The sequence below is a fragment of the [Clostridium] saccharolyticum WM1 genome, assembly GCF_000144625.1.
Taxonomy (GTDB): domain Bacteria; phylum Bacillota; class Clostridia; order Lachnospirales; family Lachnospiraceae; genus Lacrimispora; species Lacrimispora saccharolytica.
Genome location: NC_014376.1, coordinates 505,433 through 525,363, shown reverse-complemented (window position 1 = coordinate 525,363; position 19,931 = coordinate 505,433). Strand labels below are relative to the sequence as shown.

General features: G+C 48.1%; 16 protein-coding genes. All 16 read right to left on the bottom strand.

The window, feature by feature from the left end:
- Positions 1 to 37 precede the first annotated feature (37 nt).
- The 16 genes from CLOSA_RS02395 to cls all read right to left on the bottom strand — a co-directional run bounded on the left by CLOSA_RS02395 (position 38) and on the right by cls (position 19,877).
- The gene (locus CLOSA_RS02395; protein ID WP_013271196.1) at positions 38 to 949 is read right to left on the bottom strand and encodes a TPM domain-containing protein; all 912 of its coding nucleotides are present in this window, start codon (positions 947 to 949) and stop codon (positions 38 to 40) included.
- Positions 946 to 2,016: a hypothetical protein gene (locus CLOSA_RS02390; protein ID WP_013271195.1), complete on the bottom strand. Its 1,071-nt coding sequence runs from the start codon at positions 2,014 to 2,016 to the stop codon at positions 946 to 948. Before CLOSA_RS02390 ends, CLOSA_RS02395 begins: the two co-directional genes overlap by 4 nt.
- Positions 2,013 to 3,227, bottom strand: a complete 1,215-nt coding sequence (locus CLOSA_RS02385) for an SPFH domain-containing protein (protein ID WP_013271194.1) — start codon at positions 3,225 to 3,227, stop codon at positions 2,013 to 2,015. Before CLOSA_RS02385 ends, CLOSA_RS02390 begins: the two co-directional genes overlap by 4 nt.
- Positions 3,228 to 3,413: 186 nt before the next feature.
- Positions 3,414 to 4,238, bottom strand: coding sequence for a deoxyribonuclease IV (locus tag CLOSA_RS02380; protein WP_013271193.1), 825 nt, complete (start codon positions 4,236 to 4,238; stop codon positions 3,414 to 3,416).
- A 17-nt stretch (positions 4,239 to 4,255) separates the two neighbouring features.
- A complete protein-coding gene (locus CLOSA_RS02375) occupies positions 4,256 to 5,164 on the bottom strand; it encodes an ABC transporter permease (RefSeq protein ID WP_013271192.1) in 909 nt (302 codons plus the stop codon).
- The gene (locus tag CLOSA_RS02370) at positions 5,142 to 6,104 is read right to left on the bottom strand and encodes an ABC transporter ATP-binding protein (RefSeq protein ID WP_013271191.1); all 963 of its coding nucleotides are present in this window, start codon (positions 6,102 to 6,104) and stop codon (positions 5,142 to 5,144) included. Before CLOSA_RS02370 ends, CLOSA_RS02375 begins: the two co-directional genes overlap by 23 nt.
- Entirely contained in the window at positions 6,104 to 8,593 is a 2,490-nt protein-coding gene (locus CLOSA_RS02365; protein ID WP_013271190.1) for a hypothetical protein, read from the bottom strand. Before CLOSA_RS02365 ends, CLOSA_RS02370 begins: the two co-directional genes overlap by 1 nt.
- A gap of 6 nt (positions 8,594 to 8,599) precedes the next feature.
- Positions 8,600 to 9,736 carry a sensor histidine kinase gene (locus tag CLOSA_RS02360; protein ID WP_013271189.1) on the bottom strand — a complete coding sequence of 379 codons (1,137 nt, stop codon included), beginning with the start codon at positions 9,734 to 9,736 and terminating at the stop codon, positions 8,600 to 8,602.
- Positions 9,726 to 10,433, bottom strand: coding sequence for a response regulator transcription factor (locus tag CLOSA_RS02355; RefSeq protein WP_013271188.1), 708 nt, complete (start codon positions 10,431 to 10,433; stop codon positions 9,726 to 9,728). Before CLOSA_RS02355 ends, CLOSA_RS02360 begins: the two co-directional genes overlap by 11 nt.
- Positions 10,434 to 10,679: 246 nt before the next feature.
- Positions 10,680 to 12,842, bottom strand: a complete 2,163-nt coding sequence (locus CLOSA_RS02350) for an RNA degradosome polyphosphate kinase (protein ID WP_013271187.1) — start codon at positions 12,840 to 12,842, stop codon at positions 10,680 to 10,682.
- Positions 12,842 to 14,410 carry a Ppx/GppA phosphatase family protein gene (locus tag CLOSA_RS02345; protein ID WP_013271186.1) on the bottom strand — a complete coding sequence of 523 codons (1,569 nt, stop codon included), beginning with the start codon at positions 14,408 to 14,410 and terminating at the stop codon, positions 12,842 to 12,844. Before CLOSA_RS02345 ends, CLOSA_RS02350 begins: the two co-directional genes overlap by 1 nt.
- A 36-nt stretch (positions 14,411 to 14,446) precedes the next feature.
- Positions 14,447 to 15,754, bottom strand: coding sequence for an ATP-binding protein (locus tag CLOSA_RS02340; RefSeq protein ID WP_013271185.1), 1,308 nt, complete (start codon positions 15,752 to 15,754; stop codon positions 14,447 to 14,449).
- A 69-nt stretch (positions 15,755 to 15,823) separates the two neighbouring features.
- Entirely contained in the window at positions 15,824 to 16,960 is a 1,137-nt protein-coding gene (pheA, locus tag CLOSA_RS02335) for a prephenate dehydratase (RefSeq protein ID WP_013271184.1), read from the bottom strand.
- A gap of 37 nt (positions 16,961 to 16,997) precedes the next feature.
- On the bottom strand, positions 16,998 to 17,759 hold the full coding sequence (locus CLOSA_RS02330; protein ID WP_013271183.1) for a lysophospholipid acyltransferase family protein: 762 nt from the start codon (positions 17,757 to 17,759) through the stop codon (positions 16,998 to 17,000).
- A gap of 54 nt (positions 17,760 to 17,813) precedes the next feature.
- Positions 17,814 to 18,284, bottom strand: a complete 471-nt coding sequence (locus CLOSA_RS02325; protein WP_013271182.1) for a putative ABC transporter permease — start codon at positions 18,282 to 18,284, stop codon at positions 17,814 to 17,816.
- Between the two features lie 81 nt (positions 18,285 to 18,365).
- Complete coding sequence (gene cls, locus CLOSA_RS02320) at positions 18,366 to 19,877, bottom strand: cardiolipin synthase (protein WP_013271181.1); 1,512 nt, start codon at positions 19,875 to 19,877, stop codon at positions 18,366 to 18,368.
- Between the last annotated feature and the right edge of the window lie 54 nt (positions 19,878 to 19,931).

The window sequence follows — 19,931 nt, the reverse complement described above, 5'->3', positions numbered from 1 at the left end:
CAGCAGGTTTATATTATTTCCATGAGAAAACATTTGATCAAAACTTCCTTCCTCCGCCTCCCATGGTTCTTCCAGAGGATGTATGGGTGGTGCTTCTGCCACCGGAAGACATGCCTCCGCCGCTTCCGCCCCCGTTCCCCTGATTCCGGGGTATCATGGCATAGGTTACAGTTTTGTTGACAAGATGATCGGTCTGGTCTGAATACCGGAACTGGCTATCCCCACGATAGGCCATAAGGGAATTCCTGGCCCAGTCTCTTTCCTTTTTCATCGAATACCGGCTGGTCACTCCCCCGCAGGCGATACCGGCGGCCACGAGCCCTGCCAGGGCTGCCAGGGCTGCCTCATACCAGCGGATGCTGCGGTAAACGCTTACCTTTCCGGTCTCTTTATCGTAATTGTACTGTCCTCCGGGAATACCTGCCCGGTAGTATTTTGTCACACCATCCAGAAAGCTTTGTGCACAGGCTCCGTATTTCTGGCTGCTGACCTGGTCATAGGCCTCATCCAGGATGGAATTCCAACGTTTATCTGTTAAAAACCGGTTCATGGTCCCCACGGGAAGGATATACAGCTCCCGGTTATCCATATCAATGAGGAACAGGACTCCGTTGTAATCCTTGCCAACACCAAAGGAACCCCTGATATAGAAATCTTCCGCATATTCTCCGGCACTCTTGCCGCCGGCCTGGTCTGTGGTAAGGATCACCACATCCATGTTCATCTCTTTTCTCATGGCCTGGATCTGAGTCTCAAATGTTTCTGTTTCCTCTTGAGAAAAAAGTCCGGCATCATCATAGACCCGCTTCTCACGGGAAGCGTCCCGATCACCATTCTTTTGGGCAAAGGCCTTCAATCCTCCCGGAAGGAAGGAAAGAACCAGAAGGAATGCAGACAGAAAAACAGCTCCCCGGATTATGGGAAGGAACAGTCTTTTCATTTTCATCATATCAGATACCCCACAATCAACAAGGCAAGAAATACAGGCAGGAATATTTCCACAAACAAAAGCATCCGTTTATTCCGGTCCACAGGAAGCTTACCGCATACCTTTCCGGTCTGCCCGTTCACCGTAAAATAATACATCTGGTCCTTTGCTCCGTCATGGTATGTAAGGGTCCAGACAGGCAAAAGGGCATACTCCCATGTTTCGTCTTCCAGGCGGATGGTCTGATCCTGGACTCTCACAGAATCGTAGGAGGTAATGCTGTTCTTTAGGGAGTCCTGGGCAAACTGACGCACCTCAGACTTAACATCCTCAGCAAATTCCCGTTCTCCCATATCCCGTTTCTCCGCCACAAAACCGGAAAGATATCCCATGGAAAATGGCTTCATCTTCTCTGTTTCATAGGGCAGCACCCCTTCCACCAGCTCCCGGTTGGATTTTTTCAGTGCATTGCGGGGCACAAATTTTACAGGCATGGAGCCTTCCCTGCGCACCTCATAGGTCTGGGTTTCCGTATAGCGGCGGTCCCCGCTCACCCATACCCGCAGGCGGTCTGCTCTGGCATCCAGGCTTCCCTCTGCCCGGCAGCTATAGAGCATATAGGGAAAATATACACCTGAGATCTTTTGGATCTGCTCCTCACTGTAAAAGGCTTTGGGGACAAACCGCTTCTTTTTCATCCAAAGCGTAAAGATCTCTGCCGCCTGTTTCTTTTCCATGGCAAAGGGAATCACATAATCGGGATGGAACTCTCCGGAAAGCCTGCCGGATAATATTACCGGATTATGGCAGTAGTAGCAGAAGGTTGCTGCAGTGGTCTCATCTGTAACGATCTCTGCTCCGCAGCTGGGGCAGGAATAAAGCACAGGCTCTCCTTCTATTTTTTCTGCCTTCGTCCCTTCCGGCAAATTGTTACTCTTTTCTGTTTTAAGTTCTTTCGGGTCTCCGCCTTCCATTTCCTTCTGGGCAAATTCTGATAAACAGTATTCACAGGCATACTTTTGCTTTTTCGGATCAAAGATTAGGGGCCCCCCGCAATTTGGACATTTATAACTTATGATCTCACTCATGGTCTTGGTTTTCCACACTCCGAACAAAATCTGCCATTGTTTACCGTGTTACATTCACAGGTCCAGGTTCCTGCCGGCTTTGGACTGCCGCATTCCGGACAGAATTTTCCCTTATTCACACTTCCGCAGGTACAGGTCCATGGGGTCTCCAAAGAGCTTTCCGGTTTACGTTCTTCCCCTGCTGCCATCTGTTCCCCTGGGTTTCCCTGCTGGGTACGGTTCATCTGCATCTGCTGCATGTTAGTGCCTGAAGCTGCTCCCATAAAGCCTCCGGCCGTGTTCATCCCCATGCCCATGCCCATAAATCCTGTCATGGAGCCGTTAGAGTTGCTACCCGCCGCTTCTAAGCCTCTGGCTACAGATCCCTGCACATAGCCTTCCCGAATGCCCGGATCGCTTAACATGGCGCCCTGGTTGCGCATATGGATCAATTCCTTTGACTCTTCATCATAGGAAATGCTGGCAATACCAACGGACTGGATTTCCATTCCTCTCTGGTCCTTCCATTGGCCGTCAAGGACATCCGCCATATACTGCCCCAATTCTCTTCCTTTGGAAGCCACATAGGAGATCCGTATGCCGTCGGCGGACATCTGGCTGATGGAAGACTGGAGCGCTTCTAAAAATTCTGATAAATACTGGGCGTTGATATCATCAACCTCAACACGGGAGGCATTTTTCGGTATGACCTCCCCATAGAACAGCAGAGGGTCCGTCACCTTGATGGAATACGTTCCGTGAGCCCGTAAAAACAATTCCGCTTGATAAAACTGGTCAAAATAATTAATGGGATTGGGAGTACCGAACTTGATTCCTTTAATCTCCTGCAGGTTGATGAAATATACCTTTTGGGCAGTGGGCGTCTGACCACCGAAACGAATCCGGTCAAAGGATTCTTTTATGGCCTCATCAAACTGGCCGTTAAAAAGGGAGGGGAGGGAAGAGTTTTTTACGGTAAAATAGCCTGGTTCCCCTGTGTAGTCGACCACTTTTCCCCCATCCACCAGAATCATGAACTGGTTGGGGTAAACATGAATGACAGAACCATCGGAAATGGTATAATCCGTACTCTTTGTATTGGATCCTTTTCGTATCTTCACTCCGCTGGCAAATACGGTCTGATCACCCATGCTGCCTGCTTCTATCACTTCAAGCCACTGGTCTGCCAGTGAGCCTCCTACTGCGGTAGTAAGCGCCTTAACAATTCCCATGCTGCTGCCTCCTCAACAAATTTATTTTCCCCATTATACTACACAATTCACTGGTTGGCTATACTGTTTCTCTCCTTCGCCCACGCTGGTCTTAAAATGTAATTAAATTGTAAATGAGTGGACTGCCAAAGAATCACAAAAATTTACTCTGATGATCCCTCCAAATATATACTATCCGCTTTTCATTTATATAGCACGCAGCATGGCAATTTCTTTGGCATACCCCGAAAGATCATTGGGCGTCTCCAAATAAAAGGGAAGGCTCTTTAAAGCCGGGTGAACCGTCAGCCTCTTCAGAGCCTCAAATCCGATAAAGCCTTCTCCGATCTTTGCGTGGCGGTCCTTGCGGGCTCCCAGGGGATTCTGACTGTCATTGAAATGGATGGCCTTTAATTTGTCCAGTCCGATGATCCGGTCAAACCGGTTTAAAACTCCGTCCAGATCACCGGCAATATCATAGCCTGCATCCCATACATGGCACGTATCCAGGCAGACTCCCATATGGTCCTTTAGTACTACCCGGTCCAGGATCTCCCGTAACTCTTCAAATTCCCGTCCTATTTCGCTGCCCTTGCCGGACATGGTTTCTAAAAGCACTGTGGTACGGTGTTCCGGTGTCAGGATCTGATTCAGCATATCCGAAATAAAACGGATCCCTGCTTCCGTTCCCTGCCCCACATGGCTTCCCGGGTGAAAATTATAACAGTTTCCGGGAGTGTATTCCATCCGTTCCAAATCGTCCTTCATGGTTTCTGCGGTAAGGGCCCTTAAGCCTTCATTGGGGGAGCAGGCATTGAAAGTGTAGGGCGCATGGGCCAGAATCTGGTCTATCCCATGTTCCCGTGCAAAGTCCAGATATCGGTTGACATCTTCAGGGTTCATGGCCTTTGCCCTGGTCCCCCTGGGATTTCTTGTAAAAAACTGAAAGGTGTTGGCTTTTATCTTCACTGCCTCCTTTCCCATGGCATAATAGCCTTTTGAGGAAGACAGATGGCATCCGATCGTAAGCATAGAATCCTCCTGTTATATTATTTTTTTATCTTTTTCCCTTTGGATGGGCTGATGGCCTTTACAGCGATAAACATGAATAAAACCGCCAGGGCAAGCTGGATGAAAATGCTCAAGACCACCCAATGTTCCATGACAAAGTTATCCGGATGGGGACCGAACCAGCTGTTTAGGCTTCTCACCACCTGATTATCTCCTGTCTGGCCGTTGATCATTGCATAGAAGGTGGCTGCCGGGTTTAAAAGGAGCAGATAGAGGAATGCACCGGAATTGGTCTGGTCCGCAACGCCTCCCACGGACATGGCATAGGCGCTGCTCATGTTCATCCGGGAAATGGACAGGGCAAATGCATTGATCGCATAGGTCCCTGCAGCAATAAGGATCAGGACTCCATAGCTTACCACGGTGGCAATGGTAGACCGTTTGAACAGGGAAGAAAAGCACACCCCCATGCTTCCGCAGAGAAGGGCCACTGCCAAATAACACAAGAGCAAAAGAAGCACGTCATAAACCATGACTCCCCCGTATACAAAGGAGACCGCCAGAAGGGGAAAGCTGGACATAATCAGGAGAAACATGGTGCCAAAGGACGAGGTCAGCTTCCCCCATATGATCTGCCATGGCTTTAAGGTGGTGGTGAGAAGAAGATCAAGGGTCTGGCGTTCCCTTTCTCCGCTGATGCTGCCTGCCGTTAAGGCAGGCATAATGAACATCAGCAGCACAAATTCCACTGCAGCCACAAATACGTACAGATTGGTAAAGGAAGAATACTGGATCTCTGCCGTCAGCTTAACCCTCTCCACCACGGAATACATGTTAAGCAGGACCACAAGAGCCAGGATGGTATTAAAAAGAGCCAGGATCAGGGCCAGACGGAAGCTTCTGGAACTGACCATTGTCTCCCTTTTATAAACCGGATTCAATTTCATGTACAAGCACCGCCTTTTCTTTATCATGATCCGTGATCTGCATAAATAAGGATTCCAGACTTCCCTGCTCTCTGTAGAAGCCATGCACCAGCACATCGGCATCCACTAACTGCTGCAAAAGGAGCGCCTCATCCTGCTCGTCACCGTAAAAGTTCACCCGAATGTCCTCGTCCTTTACCGCTATGGTCTGGACGCAGGGCTGGCTCTTTAAAATGGTCAGCGCCTTTTCCTTATTCCCCAACACAGAAATAATCAGGGGATTGGAAGCGTTGACCCTGCGCAGGATCTCCTCCATGCTTCCGCTTAAGATCATTTTTCCCTGGTCAATGATCCCAATGTCCGTACACAGCTCAGAAAGCTCGGAAAGTACATGGGAGCTGATCAATATGGTCTTTCCCTGTTCCTTTAATTCCTTCAAGATTTCTTTAAACTCAAACCTGGTTCGTGGATCCAGCCCAGAGGCAGGTTCATCAAGCACCAGCAAAAGAGGGTCGTGGATCAAAGCCCTTGCCAGGCAGAGCCGCTGCTTCATTCCCCTTGACAAGCTGTCCACGTAAAAGTTCACCTTATCCTCCAGGCCCACCTGCTCCAAAAGGGTCATATACCGGGTCCTTGCCTTTAAGCCGTCGCTCCCGTAGCAGGAGGCAAAGAATTCCATGTATTCATTGACCTTTAAATTGTCATAAACGCCGAAAAAATCCGGCACATAGCCGATCTTCAGCTTTAATTCATTTAGGCCTCTGGACACATCCGCCCCGTCGATCATTACCTGGCCGCTGTCAGCGTAGAGAAGCCCTGTCATGATTTTAATGGTGGTGGTTTTACCGGCGCCGTTAGGTCCAACGAACCCGTAAAGAGATCCTTTTGGAATATGAAGGTCCAGTCCGTTCAGCGCATGGAATTTACCAAATTTTTTCCGTAAATCTTTAATTTCTAACATTATTTATCCCTTCCTGTCACAGTCAGCATGGGCAGAGTCACATACCAGTTATTCTCGGCCGTATTGTCACATACATATTTTACGGTCAGCGTGTTTCCAGGAGACAGATAAGGGGTGAGTTCCCAGGCTTTATAAGCCGTTTTACCAGGATCCATGGCATCGTAATTTCCCGTATCGTGATTATAAAGATAAAGGCTTCCCTTAAATATGGTGGTGTAATAAAAGCTTTCGCTGTTTAAAAACTCATCCGAGGGATTTTCAAAAGTCAGGGTCTCCACCTCCAAGTCATTTCCAAGGAAATACTCCAGGGCTACCGGGTCTACGCCGTAAATTGCATTGGAATCCGCATAATACTGCCCGCTTACCACCGTAGGCGTTTTCATAAGGGCAGAACGGGAGGTCTCATTGCCTTTCTTTGTCTTTACGTCAATGGTAGAGGTGAACATGGACATGCCGTAAGTTTCATAATTTCCCCTGGCAAGGAACTGGCTGTCCGACTGGTCTTTGCTGAAGGCCACGATCCTGGCCTCCGGATTATAAAAGGAAGAATATTTATCCAGGTAAAAGCTTAAAATATTGGTCCTTGAAAGGGCCAGCATATAAGCCGGATCCTCAATATCCGCTTTTTGATACTGGTAGCTCCCCGTCACCCGGGCGGACACCAGAAAAGAATTATTAATGGGATAATTGATCACCGGAAGCCCCTCAAGGTTCATGGTTTCGCCTGGCTCCAGCTTTTCAATGGCCACCATTTTCCCGTACATCAGGATTCCGACTTTTTCTACCTGGAAGGGGTATTCATTGGTTACGGTGCCGTACACCTTTCCTTCAAACAGGGTGATATCCCCTGTAAGACCCTTATGGTCCGTATTAGGCGTCCTTTTTTTCAGGGAATAGTATTTGGGGGTAAAGGCTGCCGCATTCTGGGCAGAAACCCTGGTTTCATCTTTTCCATAGGATATCTTTACCTTGAAGTCCTCATTTCCCACGAATCTAGGAACCGGCTTCATCTCATAGGAGCTGCTCCTGGTAATAGGAAGCAGGTCATAGGTCGGATCCAGGGCAATGGTATATGCCTTGTTGTAAGGGGTCCTCATGTTGAGATAGGTGTATTCGTCCACATAGTCCGACCTGGTATCCAGAATGGTGGCATAGGTAAAGAAGGTATCCTTAAACCTGGTCCCCATCCCCATTAAGTATACCACTGCCGCAAACAGCAGGGAAATTGCCGCCACTCCTGTCCGGTACAGTTTTCTCTGCTCCCGCTTTTTTAAGTACAGGTAAAGCCCCGGTCCCACTAACAGAATATACCCCAGGATCACTGCTGCATAAAGGATCAGATCAGGCAGCTTATCCACGTCTCCGGTATTCAGCATATTCTGCACTGACCAGTACTGGGCGGAATTGCCGCTGTAAAGGTAGGAGGATAAGTTGTTTAACTTGGCTTCTCCCAAAAGTGCCGTAAAGAGCTTATCCACATAAGAGCGCTGGACCTGGCAGAAGGAAGCGATATCCACAAAATCGTAGGCTGCCACTCCAATCTTTCCTTTTCCCTTTGACACGGAGGTAAGAACCGGAAATTCATCATTGGACAGCACTCCGGTTCCTCCCTTTAAGGAAACGTCTGCGCAAATCAGATTCATAAAGGAATCCCCGGGGCCGTTGACGGAATACTCCACTCCCATATCCACGGACTTCTCCGAGGGAGGAGCATAGTCCTCCTGCAGGATATCAGACCGGAAGGCATATAGGGTATCATCCGCCCGGGCACCGGTTCCAAGAAGAAGGGTGCCTCCCTCCTTTACCCATTCCCATATGGCAGATACCTGGTCTGCTGACAGCCTTTTTGTATCGTAATCCGTAATGACAAGCACATCCAAAAGATCCAGCCCGATCACATTGTCAGGCATTTTGGCCCCGTCCATTTCAAAGGTCTTGATCCTGACAGAGCTGTAATTCACTCCCACGCCCTCCATATAGGACAGGGTTTCCGGTTCATCGGACAGCACTCCCACAAACAGCTCTGCAATGTCCGCTGAAACATTCATTTTTAAGCGTTTGCGGATCAGCTCTCTTCCCTGAGAGTCCAGCAGCTTCACAAAGAGGACATCTGCCCTTCCTACGGGAATATCCAGAGATTCCTCCGCCACTTCAAAGGCATCTAAGGAAACCGGATACTCATATTGGTATATGTCGTAATCGGATTCCATGGCTATGGCCTGGACCGTTCCCAAAAAGGCAGAATCCAGCTGGCTGTTTAACGTTATATTTACCGGCACGTAACGTCCGCTTTTTGCATTCCCCTCATAGCCGTAGGAAACATCCATGGAAACACCGGAATTTGTAGCCGCATAATTTCCATCCATAGGGGAATCCCCCGCCTCCATCCCTACTGATGTTTCATATGCCATACCAAAAGCAGGCAGCACAACGCTGCCTGCTATGGTGACCGCCATGGCACAAATCAGGGATATCTGTCTGAATTTCATTGTCTGTCACCCTATCTTTCCAAAGTTCTCTTTATTAATATCAAAATCCACTAAAAGTTTTACCGTAAATACCGTACCGGATAAGTCGCTGGACACTTCAATGGTGCCGCCGTGCATATCCACAATATTCTTTGCAATGGCAAGCCCCAGCCCCGTTCCTCCGGTATTGGTGGAACGGGAGTGCTCCACACGGTAAAATTTGTTGAAAATAAGGGGAAGCTCCTCCTCGGGGATCACGTAGCCGTAATTGATCACCTGGACAGTGACCAGTTCCTCGCTTCCGTGAACCTTTACCAGGATGCGCTTTCCATCCGCTCCATATTTGATGGCATTGTTGATCAGATTGTCAAACAGACGGGCTAAAAGGTTTCCATCCGCCGAGATGGTCTGGACGGGGACATTGCTTTGAAGCTCATAAGAAAGGTTTTTATCCACAAAGCTGGGATAAAATTCTTCCAGAAGCTGACTGATGAGCTTCACCACATCCACTTTTGATACGTGCATGGAGATCTTTCCATAATTCAGCTTTGTAAATCCAAATAAGTCCTCAATCAGCTTTTCCAGCCGCTTTGTCTTCACGTATGCAATTCCTATGTATTTTTTCTGAACCTCCGGGTCAAGCTTGGTTTCTCCGGACAAAAGCTCCAGATATCCGATAATGGAGGTCAGGGGAGTCCTTAAATCGTGGGCAATATTGGTAATCAGCTCGTTCTTGGTACGTTCTGCCTCCCGTTCCTTATCCATGAGACCTCTTAAGTCTTCCACCATCTTATTTAAGCTGGCAGCCATGACAGAAAACTCATCGTCTCCCTCAATGTCTACCGTGATGTTTAGATCTCCATGGGAAATGCTCTGCATGGCATCAGAGATCCGGCTGATGTAACGCATGGACTTTTCCTGGAGAAGAAGGAAGGTGACCGTGAATATCCCGATTCCGAAAACTACATAAATCAGGATCACCACCACGTCAAAGGATGTAAGCATTTCCACAAATGCATTGTCCCTCTGCGTGTTTCTCATATAGGCTGCTACCAAAGAAACGTTTGTCACCAGAAATATCTCGATCAGGACCGTGACCACTGCACTGTAAAATATGTTGGCAATGACCCTGGTATGGAAACGGCGATTGATATCATTTTTCAATTTTGTATCCTACCCCCCACACCGTGGTGATGATCTTGTTCTGTCTGGTATCTTCCTTCATCTTGCCCCGCAGGCGTCTGATATGTACCATTACCGTGTTATTGGCCTCATAGACCTTTTCATTCCAAACCTTTTCAAAAATCTCATCCGTACTGAACACTCTTCCAGGATTGGAGGCCAGTAAATAAAGGATATCAAACTCAATGGGAGTGAGCTTGATCTCTTCTCCATAAACAGTCACCTTATGGTTATCCTTGTTAATGGTCAGCCCTCTGATTGCGATTTCATTCTTAACTGCCTCGTTCACCGCACTGTTGGGATTTAACTGGGTATAACGGCGTAGCTGGGATTTTACCCGGGCCGTCAGCTCCAGTGGGTTAAAAGGCTTTGTCACGTAATCATCCGCCCCGGTTCCAAGTCCCAGTATTTTGTCCAGATCCGTGGACTTGGCGCTTAGCATGATGATTGGGATGTTATTTGTCTCCCGTATTTTCTTGCACATTTGCAGGCCGTCCATTCCAGGCATCATGATGTCTAAAAGCACCAGATGGATCTGGTTCTTTTCCAGAACTCCCAGTCCTTCTTCCGCATTATTTGCTTTATATACTTTATATCCATCACTGACCAAATAGATTTCCACCAGGTCTGCAATCTCTTTCTCATCATCCACAACCAGAATGCTTATTGTTTCGGACATGAAAAATACCTCCCTTGTCGTATGTATATATGAGGTTCCCAGGTGCATTCATCTTTTGGCCGGCGCCAAATGATGATGACGGGCGTTCCGCCCTATAGAAACACTTGCACAATTTGTGCATCGTGAGCAAGCTCCCACGCACAAACCGTGCAAATGCTTCTGCACCGCTTAGACTCTTAACCATTTTACCACAAGAAAGGGTTCTTTGCCTTACTATTTTCTTACAAAAAAGCTATAATTCGGTAATTATAAGGAGTCCTCCTCCTCCCCCTGACTCTCCGTAGGAATAAATACCCGGCTGCCTATGGGGTTTAATTTCCCAAGCTCCTCCTTCACGTTTCTGACCGCCTCCTGGCAGAACTGTTCCTGGCTGTTGACCAGGACCTTGCCCCTTTTATCAGGCTTTTCATAGGTTCCGGAAGGCTGGAGGATATGGGCCTTTACGTTATCCTGAAACTGCACCTTAAGGACATGGAGGATCTGCTCCACCAGGGTCTCATCCTCCACCGGAAACATAATCTCCACCCTTCGGTCTAAGTTTCTCGGCATCCAGTCAGCGCTTCCCATATAAAGCTCCGGGCTGTTGTCATTCTCAAAATAAAAAATCCGGGCGTGCTCCAAAAAATTTCCAACAATGGAATGAACGGTAATATGTTCGCTCAGACCAGGAATCCCTGCCTTTAAACTGCATATTCCCCTGACGATCAGCTGGATCTTCACGCCTGCACAGGAGGCCTCATATAGAGCCGCTATGATCTCCTTGTCGCAGAGGGAATTCATCTTGGCCATGATATGAGCCGTCTTTCCGTTCTCCGCATTCCTGGCTTCCCTGCGGATCAGCCTCAAGAACCTGGCCCGCAGCCAGATGGGGGCTAAAACCAGTTTATTCCAGTGAAGAGGCTCGGAATAGCCTGAAAGCATGTTGAACACGGCAGTGGCATCTTCTCCGATCTGAGGATTGCAGGTCATAAGGCCAAAATCCGTGTAAAGCTTTGCTGTGGAATCGTTGTAGTTTCCTGTGCCTAAATGGACATAGCGGCGGATCCCATCCTCTTCCCTGCGCACCACCAGGGTGATCTTGCTGTGGGTCTTTAGGCCAACCAGCCCGTAGATCACATGGCACCCGGCCTTTTCCAGCTTTTTCGCCCAGTTAATATTGTTTTCCTCGTCAAATCGGGCCTTTAATTCCACCAGCACCGATACCTGTTTCCCGTTGTCCGCTGCCTCTGCCAGGGCTGCTATAATAGGAGAATTCCCGCTGACCCTGTAAAGGGTCTGTTTGATTGCCAGGACTTCCGGATCCTTTGCTGCCGTTTTCACGAAATCTACCACCGGATCAAAGGTTTCATAGGGATGGTGAAGGAGAATGTCTCCTCCTCTGATGTTGGTGAAAATATCCTCCTCATTCATAAGCCTTGGAACCTGCTGGGGAATATAGGGAACGGCTTTTAAGTGTTCAAAGCCTCCCAGTCCATACATTTTCATGAGAAAGGTCAGATCCAGAGGGCCTGCGATTTCAAAAATATCGGCAGAGCTGATGTTCAGTTCCCGTTTGAGTATCTTTAACAGGCGCTTATCCATCTTTTCTTCCACTTCCAGGCGGATAGCCTCGCCCCACTGCCGTTTTTTAAGCTGTTTCTGGATCTCTTCCAAAAGGTCCTCCGCCTCCTCTTCATCAATGGTTAAGTCCGCATTTCTCATGATGCGGAAGGGATGGGCCGTGATCACGTGATAATTCAAAAACAGGCTGCCAATGTTCCGTTCCATGATCTGTTCCAGCAAAATAACCGTACGTTCTTCCTGTTTCCCGGAAGGCAGCTCTACGATTCTTGGCAGTACGCTGGGCACCTGGACCATGGCAAATTCCAGTTCCTCCTCTCCGCTTTTTTTCTGCAGGAGAGCTGCGATGTTTAAGGATTTGTTGCGGATTAAGGGGAAGGGCCGGGAGGAATCCACAGCCATGGGCGTCAGCACCGGGTATACATTTCTCTCAAAATAGCTGTCCGCATACCTTCCCTCCTCCTCACTTAAATCCTCATGCCACTGGATCACCCGAAGCCCGTTCTGCTTTAAGGCAGAAAGAAGGGAACGATTATAGGTGGAATACTGCAGGGCTACCAGTTCATGGGTCCGCTCACTGATTTTTTCAAGCTGCTCCGAAGGCTTTAAGCCCGCAATATCCGGCTTGGTATATTTGGCGTGGACCATATCCTTTAACGAAGCCACCCGGACCATATAAAATTCATCCAAGTTGGAAGCAGTGATGCTTAAAAACTTCAGCCGTTCGAAAAGAGGAAGGCTTTTATCTCTTGCTTCGCTGAGCACCCGGTTATTGAATTCGATCCAGCTCAGCTCACGGTTTACATAATTTTCAGGATTGTTATAGATTGCTTCATTGACAACCGCCATCAGGATAACCTCCTCTTCTGCTTCAAAATGGGCCTGATTCCAAATATCTCTTCAAAGAAATCTGCTTTCTGGTGAAATGCCACCGCTTCTAAGGTAATGTCATCTTCATAGGGAACGGTTACCACTAATTGGCCGTTTTTCACGCTCATATGGCTTTCAGAAAGCTTCTGCTTGTGGCTGCGGTCCATGGAATTTGCCAGCCTTAGGATGGCGGTCAGCTTTCCTACAAGAATAAGGCTGTCCTCATGAGGAAATTCGCCCTTTGTGTTACGGAATCCATCCTCATTTAAGCGGATCCGGTTATAATCAAATTCCACTCCGTTGTAACGGACCGCATTGGCAATGATCTCTCTCTCCATATGGGACAGTCCGATGATCTCTGTTGACATGATAATATGGTAAGCGGACTCGCTTGGGTTTCTCATGCTGATGAATTTGCCGCAGGCGTGAAGAATGGCCGCGATCTGCAATAACAGCCTTTCCCGCTTTCCCATTCCGTGGTATTTTTTCATGGTGTCAAAAATGTCAAGTACGTATTTTTCCATATTTACCGTATGAGGGCCATGACATTTGTAACGCTTTGCCATGTTGCGGGAGGCCGCAAGTATATCCTCGGAAAAATCATGATTGAATTTTACCGCCTTTGTCTCTTCCGCAAATTCCGCAGCAATACTGTCGCACAAACGGATTCCTGGGATCCAGAACAGCTCCGCCCTGGTCAGCTCCAGAACACGTTTAAAGATAATGGCAGCCGGAACCAGCAGAGACGCATATTCTGCATTGACTCCAAACCGTTCCTGGATCTGGTCCAGGGACATTCCCACGATCTTTTCATAAAAAAATGCAAATTCCTCAGCCGTGACCCGTTCCACAGGCTTTCCACCCCGGCTGCCCCGGGATAAGTAAAGGATGCTCTCTCCGATTCCGATGAGATTTTTAATCTCCCTGTCCTTTAAATAGACCTTTCGGAAGGTGTACAGCTCATTGTCCACCAGTTCTTCGATCAGGGTATTCTGGATCCGGTTGTCAACCTGGACATTTCCCATCATTTCACGGATCCTTAAGACCCCCAGCATCAGGTTATGGGTGGAGACCAGGGCATCCCTGTCAAACAGAGAAACCTGCATGCTCCCGAAGCCAACATCAACGATGGCAGTTCCCTTTTGTATGACCTTATGAAATTCCGCATCCTTTGAAGCAATGGCCTTATAGCTGATAAAGCGCTGCTCCGAGTTGCTGATGACTCTTACTTCGATCCCGGTCCTCACCCGGATCTGATCTAAGACGATCTTACTGTTTTTTGCCTCCCGCAAAGCGCTGGTGCCGTATGCCCGGTATCCGATCACCTTATAGGACTGCATAATGGCGGAGAAATCCTTGATGACCTGACACATTTCCTCCATCAGCTCATAACTGATCTTACCATCTTTATAGGTATCCCTTCCAAGCCCGATGACATGGCGGACATGGTCCACCCTCCGGATCCCGGCTTTCTGGGAAATCTCATAGATACCAAGTTCCAGTTCAAACGACCCAACATCAATGGCAGCAAATAATCTTATTGCCATAATTATCCTCCTTACTGCCCATGAACCTGGCAGCTTCTAACTATTCCGCTCTGTCTTTTCACCTGTAGTTCCCAAAAGGTGGGTGATAAACTGGCTTGCCGTTCTGCCGGATAAGCCTCCGTGGTTTAATTCCCATATATTGGCCTTTGCATACAATTCTTCCAGGGGCATGTTGATATCGCTGCGGGCTGCCAGTCCCTTAACAATCTCCTGGAACTCCTTTTTATCCGGCGATCCAAAGTATATGGTCACGCCGAAACGGGCCACCAGGGAAAGTTTTTCCTGGACGGTGTCATTATTATGTAAGTCATCATCCAGTTCCCTTTTATCACTGAATTTTTCCCGTATGAGATGACGGCGGTTGGAAGTGGCATAGATCAGCACATTACCCGGCTTCTTCCCTAGCCCCCCTTCAATGATGGCTTTTAAATACTTATACTCCAGTTCTGTATCCTCAAAGGATAAGTCATCCATGTAAATGATGAATTTATAATTCCGGTCCTTTACCTGCTCCTGAACCTTTGAAAGAGACTGAAACTGATGCTTATAGACCTCGATGATCCGAAGGCCCCTGTCATAATATTCATTGAGAACTGCCTTGATGCTGGAGGATTTTCCGGTTCCGCTGTCTCCGAACAGCAGGACGTTGTTGGCTGCCCGCCCGTTTAAGAAAGCTTCCGTGTTCTCGATCAGCTTCTGTTTTTGACGCTGGTAACCGATGATGTCATCCAGGCGGACATGCTCCATGCTGGTAATGGGCAGAATCAGCGGTTCGGTTCCTGTATTCTCAATCCGGAAAGCCTTATTCAGACCGAATTTCCCCACTCCGAATCTGCGGTAAAATTCTGTAACCCGTAAAGCAAAGACCGTTTCATTTTCAGCCTGTTCCAAAGCTACGGCCAGGGCCACGATCTGGTCCCTAATCCTCTTATTATAAACCTTGCTGCTGCCGTCTGCTGCCCGGTAATCAGCCAGGGCGGTCCATATTCCTTTCCCATGGAGAAAGCTGTCCAGGGTTCGGATGTCATAGTCAAACAACTCCTTGATAACCCGGAAATCATGGGCTGCCAGCTCATTTAACGTCCCTTCCACAGGGCCTACGATCTCACAGGAGGTGCTGTAGGCATTTTCATCATTTGCCAGGCAAAATGCTAAAAAACAATGCCATAGATTTCCCTCAAAGCCATAGGAAGCCGCCAGCTCTATGAGCTGACCGGCACAGGCATAGGAATCCGGCATTGTTTCTGTTCTCTCTCCCGCTTCCAGGCTTAATAGCCCGGAGATTTTGTCAAAAAGTTCACGATAGTTCATGTTGCGGTATAATATCAATTCCTGGGATTTCATAATCTTTCAGCCTTCCTTCTTGTGTAAATCCAGGTCCGGTCCTATCATCAGGCCGGACCCTGCAAGCCTTTAATAATTTCCTAAAACCCTCATGTTGCTCCCCTCTTCGGATATTCCCTTTAAAGCATTCTGTATGGAGGCATCACTTAAATTCCCCTCAATATCTATGAAAAACCGGTATTCCCAGTTTCTCCCCAATATGGGCCTTGACTCGATCATCCTCATATTGACCCCATTGTAGATAAAATTACTCAGCATATTATAAAGAGAGCCGCTCTTATGAGGGAGTTCAAAGCTGATGCTAATCTTTCCCGCATCTTCCCGGTATACCGGATCCTTTGACAGGATAATGAACCGGGTAGCATTGTTTTTATTATGGTTAATGGATGTTCTTAAAACCTTCAGGCCATAAATCTTCCCCGCAATCTCGCTGGCCACTGCCGCCTGGGACGGATCTCCATCCTCTAAGACCTTTTTGGCAGCTACGGCGGTATTCTCCACACTGACCTGCTTCCATTCTCTGTTGGCATTTAAGAATTCGGAGCACTGCATCAGTGCCTGGGGATGGGAAAACACCGTCTGAATGTCTTCCTCATTTGCCTCCGAAAGCCCAAGAAGGGCATGATCCACGGAAAGAAAGGTTTCCGCCACAATGTAATTTCGGTATTTAATAAGCAGATCATAATTGTGAGTGACTGCTCCTGCTGAGGAATTTTCAATGGGAAGCACCGCGTAATCCGCAGTTCCTGCCGCTACCTCTTTCATGGCATCCTCCCAGGAGTCCACATGGCGGATATTTCCGTCTTCCCCGAAGTATTTCAGGGCAGCCTCATGGCTGTAGGCACCTTCCACCCCCTGATACACCACCCGGGCCTGCTTTATGGGAAGGCTTTGTACCGGACGGAAATCATGCTCTGCCTTAAGCCCGTGTTCCGCCATACGCTTATACTGGAAATGGCGGCTGATGGTCATTACCTGGGTATACAGCTCTCTTACCGCCTGTTTGTGGAACTCATCTTCCACCATGCCTGTCACAGCCCGGATCTTCTCCTGCTCTCTCTCCTTATCATAAACCTGCTTGCCTGTTTCAATCTTATATTCCGCAACCTGTCCGCTAAGCTTCATCCGCTTTTCAAATAAGGATACGATTTCATGGTCGATCCCGTCAAGCTGCTTTCTGATCTCCTGCAAATCCAATGTTTTCATGGGTCTTATCATTCCTTTGTCTTATCTGTCTGTATTCTTATGCCCTGCCGGAAAGCTTTCCCTGGCTGATTAACTCCGCTTCCAGCATGGCTTTTATCTGACTCTCCACATAGGCACCGGGGAATTTCCTGAATTCCGGCTCCAGCTCCTTTGTGTAAATGGGCGTTCCAAATTCAATGGTTACCTGTGAGGGACGGATGAAAGGAAAATGGCTTTCAAACACCTCTGCGGTTCCTGTCATAGCCACCGGCACCACCGGGCAGCCGCTTTTTTCCGCAATTTTTATGCTTCCTTCCTTAAAAGGCAGTAAATCCAGGGGGTTTTCCTCCCGGTTTCTGGTACCCTCCGGGAAAATCCAGACGGAAACCCCGCGTTTTACCTGTTCGATCCCAGTAAGAATGGTTTTTAACCCTTCCTTTAAGTTCTGCCTGTCTAGAAACAGGCAGTTTACATTCTTCATCCAGGCAGAGAGGAGAGGGATCTTCTCCATTTCCTTTTTTGCCACAAATCCCATGAGGCCGGGAACTGACACATAGCCCACCAGAATATCAAAATAGCTTCTGTGATTTCCCACATACAAAACGGCCCGGTCTGCGGGAATATTCTCTCTTCCCTTGACCGTAATAGACACACCGGCCATTCCAAGGAGGATCCGGAAAATCCACTGGACCACTGCCAGACTCTGAACCTCCCGCAGGTGACGGTCTTTTCTTCCGATCAGCCACTGAACCACCAGAACCGGAATGCTTAAAATCAAAAAGATAATGACTGTTGCTGCTACAAGAATAAAACGTATCATTGGTCTCGTCCTCCATTTCATCTATTATATAAAATGGCGACTTTAATTACAATACTACCCGCCTTTCTTTTTTGTAATTTGTTCAAACAACAGTCCTGTGGCAAACCACAGCGGCGCAAAATCCAGACGGATCAGTCCGTCAATATTGGTGCTTCGTCCCGTATAATCCCAGGGACACATCCCCCCGCCCCGCAAAAGGGAGCCGGCAAAATATTCCGCCACAAAAATGAGGACCATGTAAAGAAATCCGTGGCGGATAGCCAGCTCCGTCTTCCTGGCTACGAGTCCGGAACCAGGGGTCACCCAGCGGTCGATGATCGTTCCAATAGGGCCTAGAAGAGCTCCGCAGCCATAGATGGGGAACATTAAAAGAGAGGTCTGCCCCATGAGCCGCCAGTCATGGCGTAAAATGGATTCCGTGGAGGTAAAGATAACTTCCAGGCACCAGCCCGTCACCCCGCATTTGAAGAAATTAAATGGTAACTGTTTTAAGTTTAGTTGTGTTAGTGTCTTCATACCTTTCATTATGCGTCGGTTGGCTGGATATTATGAACATAAAAAGATAATTTCTACAACCGTCAAACAGGTGATGTTTAAGAAAAGGGTCTATAAAAGAGGAGATAACAGCCTGCTTCCCTGTTCCTTGATCCGGATGAAAAGGTTTCTCTCCTCGTACACCTCTCTGGTGATCTCCTTGCACCTCTCTAAATCCCGAAGGAACAGTTCCTCCAGCCTGCGGGTAGTTTCTTCGTCATATATTACTGCATTTACTTCAAAATTAAGTTCAAAGCTCCTGATATCCATATTGGCAGTCCCATAAGAGCTGACTTTCCCGTCGGTCATAACCCCCTTGGAATGGAGAAACCCGTTTTCATAGGTATAGCATCTGGCTCCGGCAGAGATTAAATCCCCAACGTAGGAATAGGATGCCCAGTAAACAAAGGGATGATCCGGCTTACAGGGGATCATGAGTCTTACGTCCACACCAGAACGGGCAGCTACCTGCAAAGTGGTCAGTACGGCGTCATCGGGCACAAAATAAGGGGTCTGTATATAGATGTGGTCCCTGGCCTTTGAAAACAGGCGGATATAATTGTCCCGGATCTGACGGCTCCTGGCATCAGGACCGCTTGCAATGATCTGGATTCCAAGATGCTTTCTCTCATCACTCATATCAACCACTCCCATGGAATCCAGGCATCTTCCGTCTTCATCCTCGCAGAAATATTTCATATTCCGAAACAGGTTTTCTCCTGCTGCATAGTTCCAGTCCAGGGCAAAACGAATCTGAAGGCTCAACACGGAGCCTCCCATAAGCTTGAGATGAGTGTCTCTCCAGTAACCGAATCTGGTATCCTTTGAAATGTATTCCCTGCCGATGTTAAAGCCGCCCACATACCCCACCCGGTTGTCAATGACCACGATCTTTCTGTGATTTCTGTAATTCACCCGAAGCTGGAGCCTGCCCAGGTAAGGCGGGAAAAAGATTCCTACCTTTACCCCGTTATCCTTCAGCCTGTTCCATTTATCCTTTGGCATGAAGCGCCCTCCCATGCCGTCGCATAGAATGCGCACCTCCACCCCGGCCCTCGCCCGCTCTATGAGAATAGGGATTATGGAATCAAACAGCTCATCATCTTTAATAATATAATACTGCATATGAATGAAGCGGACGGCTGCTGAAAGCTCCGCTCTTAGATCTTTGAATTTTTTCTCTCCGTCCGTAAATATATCCACGGTGTTGTCAACGGTCAGCACAGCCCCGGAAGTCTCCAGATTGTATACCACCAGATCCGAATAGTCACGGGACAGGGAAGATACCAGGCTGATGTCATGGCTTTTTAAAAATTCCTCCTGGTTTTTTGCAGAATAACGCACCCGGTCCTCAACTTCCTTGACCCGGAACATCTTGCCCTTTCGCATATCCTGGCCCAAAAGCAGGTAAAAAAGAATGCCGAATACGGGAATGAAATACAGGGCCAGAAGCCAGGTCCAGACCGCTTTGGGGTCACGCCTCTGGAAAAACACGATAATAATTGACAGGATCAGGTTGATGTAAATCAGATGATCCATCAACCAGTTCCATATTCCAACCGTCTGTATCCAAGCTGCTTCCATAATAGATCCCTCCTGTCTCAGCGGACATCTGATCCGCCTGATTCCCACAGGCAA

Bases quoted from the DNA above. Each gene is read 5' to 3' on its own strand.
- CLOSA_RS02395 (WP_013271196.1), bottom strand. From the start codon at position 949: ATGATGAAAATGAAAAGACTGTTCCTTCCCATAATCCGGGGAGCTGTT.
- pheA (WP_013271184.1), bottom strand. From the start codon at position 16,960: ATGAAAACATTGGATTTGCAGGAGATCAGAAAGCAGCTTGACGGGATC.
- CLOSA_RS02350 (WP_013271187.1), bottom strand. From the start codon at position 12,842: ATGGCGGTTGTCAATGAAGCAATCTATAACAATCCTGAAAATTATGTA.
- CLOSA_RS02370 (WP_013271191.1), bottom strand. From the start codon at position 6,104: ATGTTAGAAATTAAAGATTTACGGAAAAAATTTGGTAAATTCCATGCG.
- CLOSA_RS02355 (WP_013271188.1), bottom strand. From the start codon at position 10,433: ATGTCCGAAACAATAAGCATTCTGGTTGTGGATGATGAGAAAGAGATT.
- CLOSA_RS02325 (WP_013271182.1), bottom strand. From the start codon at position 18,284: ATGAAAGGTATGAAGACACTAACACAACTAAACTTAAAACAGTTACCA.
- cls (WP_013271181.1), bottom strand. From the start codon at position 19,877: ATGGAAGCAGCTTGGATACAGACGGTTGGAATATGGAACTGGTTGATG.
- CLOSA_RS02385 (WP_013271194.1), bottom strand. From the start codon at position 3,227: ATGGGAATTGTTAAGGCGCTTACTACCGCAGTAGGAGGCTCACTGGCA.
- CLOSA_RS02330 (WP_013271183.1), bottom strand. From the start codon at position 17,759: ATGATACGTTTTATTCTTGTAGCAGCAACAGTCATTATCTTTTTGATT.
- CLOSA_RS02365 (WP_013271190.1), bottom strand. From the start codon at position 8,593: ATGAAATTCAGACAGATATCCCTGATTTGTGCCATGGCGGTCACCATA.
- CLOSA_RS02340 (WP_013271185.1), bottom strand. From the start codon at position 15,754: ATGAAATCCCAGGAATTGATATTATACCGCAACATGAACTATCGTGAA.
- CLOSA_RS02390 (WP_013271195.1), bottom strand. From the start codon at position 2,016: ATGAGTGAGATCATAAGTTATAAATGTCCAAATTGCGGGGGGCCCCTA.
- CLOSA_RS02345 (WP_013271186.1), bottom strand. From the start codon at position 14,410: ATGGCAATAAGATTATTTGCTGCCATTGATGTTGGGTCGTTTGAACTG.
- CLOSA_RS02380 (WP_013271193.1), bottom strand. From the start codon at position 4,238: ATGCTTACGATCGGATGCCATCTGTCTTCCTCAAAAGGCTATTATGCC.
- CLOSA_RS02375 (WP_013271192.1), bottom strand. From the start codon at position 5,164: ATGAAATTGAATCCGGTTTATAAAAGGGAGACAATGGTCAGTTCCAGA.